We start from the raw sequence: 4,112 nt of genomic DNA, 5'->3' as shown, positions 1-4,112 counted from the left end.
GCGTACGGCGGGGGCGTGGCCGTGCGGCGGTTATGCCATGCCCGTATGCCGCCGTGCGTGCTGCCCTCATGCCGCGCGCTGCGGGCACTGCGACGTCGCGGTACCTCGGCGGCCGAGCGCTGCGGCAATCTGCGGAACGGGAAGGGGACTCGCTTCGTCCAAACCCTGATTCCGTCTCGGCGAATCGGCGCCGGGGTGCGGGAGAACCTGCTGGAGGGTTGCGATGAGGGGTTGGGCGCGGGCCGTGGCTGTGGGCGGTGCGGGGATGCTGGTGGCGGGGGGTCTGGCCGGGTGTTCGAGCTCGAGTGCGGGGACGGAGGTTCCGGCGGGCACCAGTTTCGACCTGGCGGCGCATGCGGCGGCCATTCCGGTGGACGCGGCGCAGCAGGCGCGAGCGACGGCCGGATCCAGTGCGTTCGCGGTGACGCTGCTGCGGGCGCTGGGTGCGGGTGGCGGGGACGTCACCTACTCGCCGCAGACGCTGACCGATCTGCTGGCGATGGTGCTGCCGGGCGCGCGCGGGCAGACTGCGGCGCAGGTTTCGGCTGCCCTCGGCGCGGACGGGCTGACGGCCGATCAGCTGGCGGCGGCGCTGGGTGCGGACGACACCACGGCTCAGGCCGATGCGAAGCAGGGCTCCATCACGCTGCGGACCTCGAGTGACGTGTGGGCCGCGAACACCCTCACGCCGTCGCAGGCGTATCTGTCGGTGATCGACGGGGCGTTCGGCGCGGGGATGCACCGGGTGGACTTCGCGGGCGACCCGGAGTCGGCCCGCAACGCCGTCAACGAGGTGGTGAACCACGAGACCGACGGGTATATCCCGAGCCTGTTCGGCCCGGGCAGCATCACCGACCAGACGCGGATGGTGCTGACCGACGCGCTCTACCTCGACGCGGCCTGGGCCTCGCCTTTCGACCCGAACGATACGGACCTGTCGGGCGTCTTCACGCGCGGCGACGGGTCGAGCGAGAAGACGGCGATGATGAGTCGGAGCGGGACGTTCGGGTACGCGTCCGGCTCCGGCTGGCAGCTGGCGCAGCTGCCGTATCAGGGCGGGAAGCTCGCCATGGACGTGCTGCTGCCCGCCTCGGGCACCGGCGCGCTCGCGGCTCTACGCGGGAAGCTGACCGGCGCGTCGCTGACGTCGATGCTCGCTGCGCTGCAGCCGACGTCGATCGCGCTGACGATGCCTCGCTTCACCGCGGATTCGAGCCTGGATTCGCTCGAGCAGGTGCTCAAGTCGCTCGGCATCACGGACTTGTTCGACCCGGGCGCCGCCGACCTGAGCGGGCTGACTGCCGACCAGGAGGGGCTGTACGTCTCGGCGGTGGCGGCGAAGGCCCATATCGCGGTGGGCGAGAAGGGAACGGTGGCGGCGGCCGCGGCGGGCATGGGGATAAACGCGACGTCGGGGAGGGTGACCAGCGCCGAGTTCACCGTCGATCATCCGTTCATCTACCTGATCCGGGACCTGACGACGGGGCAGATCCTTTTCATGGGGCAGGAGAGCTCAGTTTGAGGCGCCCGCCCCCGCCGGCGACGTCGACGCTCTCCTTCACCGGGCCGAAGACGCCGAACACCGCGCCTTGGGGATCGCGCAGGACGCTGATGCGCAGCTCGTCGCCGGGGACGTTCTCGGGCGGCATGAGGACGCCGCCGGCGGCCGCGGCTGCCTTGGAGGCGGCCTCGTCGACGTCGGCGACGTTGAAGTAGGGCTTCCAGTGCGGGGCGGCGTCGGCGGCGGGGCCGGGCAGGGTGTTGAGGTCGACCAAACCGCCGAAGTGGGTGCCGTCGAGGCTCCACTCGGTGTAGAAGTCGCTCAGGTGCGTGGCCCAGCCGAAGACCGAGGGATAGAACTCGAGGGCCTGCGGGACGTCGCGGGTGGACAGCTCGATCCAGCCGAGCGAGTTGGGGTCGCCCAGGATCTCGGCGCCGCTGAAGGCCTTGGCCTGCCAGATGGCGAAGGCCGCGCCGCCGGGGTCGGCCAGGATGCCGTAGCTGCCGAGGTCGAACACCTCGGTCGGCGGCATCAGGACCTTGCCGCCGTGGGCGACGGTCTCGCTGGTGGTGGCCTCGGCGTCCGCGACGGCGAGGCAGATGCTCCAGGACACCGGCTGGGTCTCGTCGACCAGCGGCATCACGGCCGCGACCGCGGACTGGCCGAGCTTGAACGTGGTGTAGCCGCCGGCCTCGGGCCGCGGGTCGGTCTCGCCGCGCCAGCCGAAGACGTCGCCGTAGAAGCGCTGGGCGGCCGCCGGGTCCGGCACGCTCAGTTCCGCCCAGCACGGGGTGTGCAGCGCGGCCTTCTGTTCCACCATGGTCCGGACCCTTCCGCAGTGCCAGGGAAATCATACGAATCGTCTGGATGACGAGGTTTCGCAGTGCACCCTAGCGGCGGAAAGGTCCGGACCCGGCGGTGAATCGGCGTCACTGCGCCATCGGAATGACCCGGCGTCACCCGTTGGACGCGGCCGAGACGGCCGAGGTGGGCGAGGGCTCGGGCACCGCGGGCGCGGCCTTGCGCGGGTCGGGGAGCAGCAGCATCAGGGCCGCGGCGGCGGCGCTGACGAGGGTGAGCAGGATCAGTGCGTCGCCGAACGCTCCGGTGAACGCGCCGGCGTCGAGGTGGACGCCGAGGCGGTCGAAGAACACGATCCCGGCGACGGCGATGCCGGTGGCGCCGCCGATCTGCTGCACGGTGGAGAGCAGGCCGGAGGCCGAGGAGGCGTGGCGCGGGTCGACTCCGGCCAGCACGAGGCCGAACATCGGGGAGTACGCGCAGCCCATGCCGAGGCCGACCACCACCATGCCCGGGATCAGCCAGCAGATCGTGTGGCCGGCGCCCTCCTGATGCGCGGTCAGGGCGAGCAGCGCGTAGCCGGCGCCCTGCACGACGGAGCCCACGGCCATCAGGCTCCGGCCGAAGCGGGCGGCGAGCTTGCCCGAACTCATCGAACTCATGAGGTACGGCACGCCCACCGCGCCGAACAGCAGGCCCGAGTCGAGCGCGGTGAGGCCGCGGCCCTGCTGGAGGTAGAGCGCGAGGACGAAGAAGAACGAGGCGATGGAGAGGTTGTAGACGAGCGCGACCGGCATGCCGACGGCGAACGCGCGGGACTGGAACAGGGCCGGGTTGAGCACCGGGGCGCCGCCGCGTGCGATCAGGCGGCGTTGGTGCAGATAGAACAGGACGAGCAGGGCGGGGCAGGCGGCGAGGCTGGTCCAGGTCCAGGCCGGCCAGCCGTCGGTGCGGCCCTCGACCAACGGCAGGATCAGCGCGAGCACCGCCGCGCCGAGCAGGCCGGTGCCGACGGGGTCGAGCCGGGTGCGCGCTCCACCGCGCACGTCGGGCAGGGCGCGCAGGGCGAGCACGATGGCCGCCGCACCGATCGGGACGTTGATCCAGAACACCAGGCGCCAGCCCAGGTCGAACAGGTTCGCCTGGATCAGCGCGCCGCCGATCAGCTGGCCGAACACGGCGCCGAGTCCCGCGGTCAGGCCGTAGCCGTTGAACGCGCGCACCCGGGCGGGGCCGCTGAAGGCCGCGCCGATGATGCCGAGGATCTGCGGCAGGAACACGGCCGCGGCCAGACCCTGGACGGCCCGCGCGGTGATGAGCACGCCGACGCTGGGGGCGATTCCGCAGCCGACCGAGGCGAGGGTGAACAGCAGCATGCCGAGGATGAAGGACTGCTTTCGGCCGAACAGGTCGCCGATGCGGCCGCCGCTGATCAGGCCCGCGGCCAGGGCGATGCCGTAGGCGGCCACCACCCACTGGATGCCCGCGGAACTCGCGTGCAGCTCCTTCTGCGCGGACGGCAGGGCCACGTTGACGATGAAGAAGTCGAGCAGGGCCATGAAGACGCCGATCAACAGCACGAACAGGGTGAAGGGGCTGTTGTGCCGCCGGTCCGTGGCGGTGGCGGTGGCGGTGACTGTGGCCGCGGCCGTGGCCGTGGCGGTCGTGGGCGCGGGTGCGTGGGTGGCGGTGGCGTCGGCAGGTGCTTCTCGGCGGTCCGAGCACTGGTCGGTTGTCGTCATGGGGGTGACGCTACGGAGCGGGCGGCGACGCGGAATCAGTCGTGAATCAGTAATCGGGTAGGTAGGGG

Annotated in this window: 3 protein-coding genes; 1 reads left to right on the top strand and 2 read right to left on the bottom strand. The window is 71.6% G+C overall.

The genetic code is table 11. From position 1 onward, the window contains the following. The first annotated feature begins 223 nt into the window (after window positions 1–223). Window positions 224–1,522 (top strand): serpin family protein, encoded by a 1,299-nt coding sequence (locus KDL01_RS39430; RefSeq protein ID WP_212533839.1) that lies wholly within the window; start codon window positions 224–226, stop codon window positions 1,520–1,522. Here the strand turns inward: KDL01_RS39430 and KDL01_RS39425 are convergent. Together KDL01_RS39425 and KDL01_RS39420 are read right to left on the bottom strand one after the other, a co-directional pair. Then, a complete protein-coding gene (locus KDL01_RS39425) occupies window positions 1,497–2,321 on the bottom strand; it encodes a VOC family protein (RefSeq protein WP_212533838.1) in 825 nt (274 codons plus the stop codon). The two genes, KDL01_RS39430 and KDL01_RS39425, sit on opposite strands and share 26 nt — an antisense overlap. A gap of 136 nt (window positions 2,322–2,457) precedes the next feature. Further along, complete coding sequence (locus KDL01_RS39420) at window positions 2,458–4,044, bottom strand: MFS transporter (RefSeq protein WP_212533837.1); 1,587 nt, start codon at window positions 4,042–4,044, stop codon at window positions 2,458–2,460. Between the last annotated feature and the right edge of the window lie 68 nt (window positions 4,045–4,112).

Source organism: Actinospica durhamensis, assembly GCF_018139695.1.
GTDB lineage: Bacteria > Actinomycetota > Actinomycetes > Streptomycetales > Catenulisporaceae > Actinospica > Actinospica durhamensis.
Note: the sequence above shows the minus strand (reverse complement) of the source record. Positions and strands in the feature narration are given on the sequence as shown.

Excerpts from the sequence above, each read along its gene's own strand:
- KDL01_RS39425 (WP_212533838.1), bottom strand. The coding sequence starts at position 2,321 with ATGGTGGAACAGAAGGCCGCGCTGCACACCCCGTGCTGGGCGGAACTG.
- KDL01_RS39420 (WP_212533837.1), bottom strand. The coding sequence starts at position 4,044 with ATGACGACAACCGACCAGTGCTCGGACCGCCGAGAAGCACCTGCCGAC.
- KDL01_RS39430 (WP_212533839.1), top strand. The coding sequence starts at position 224 with ATGAGGGGTTGGGCGCGGGCCGTGGCTGTGGGCGGTGCGGGGATGCTG.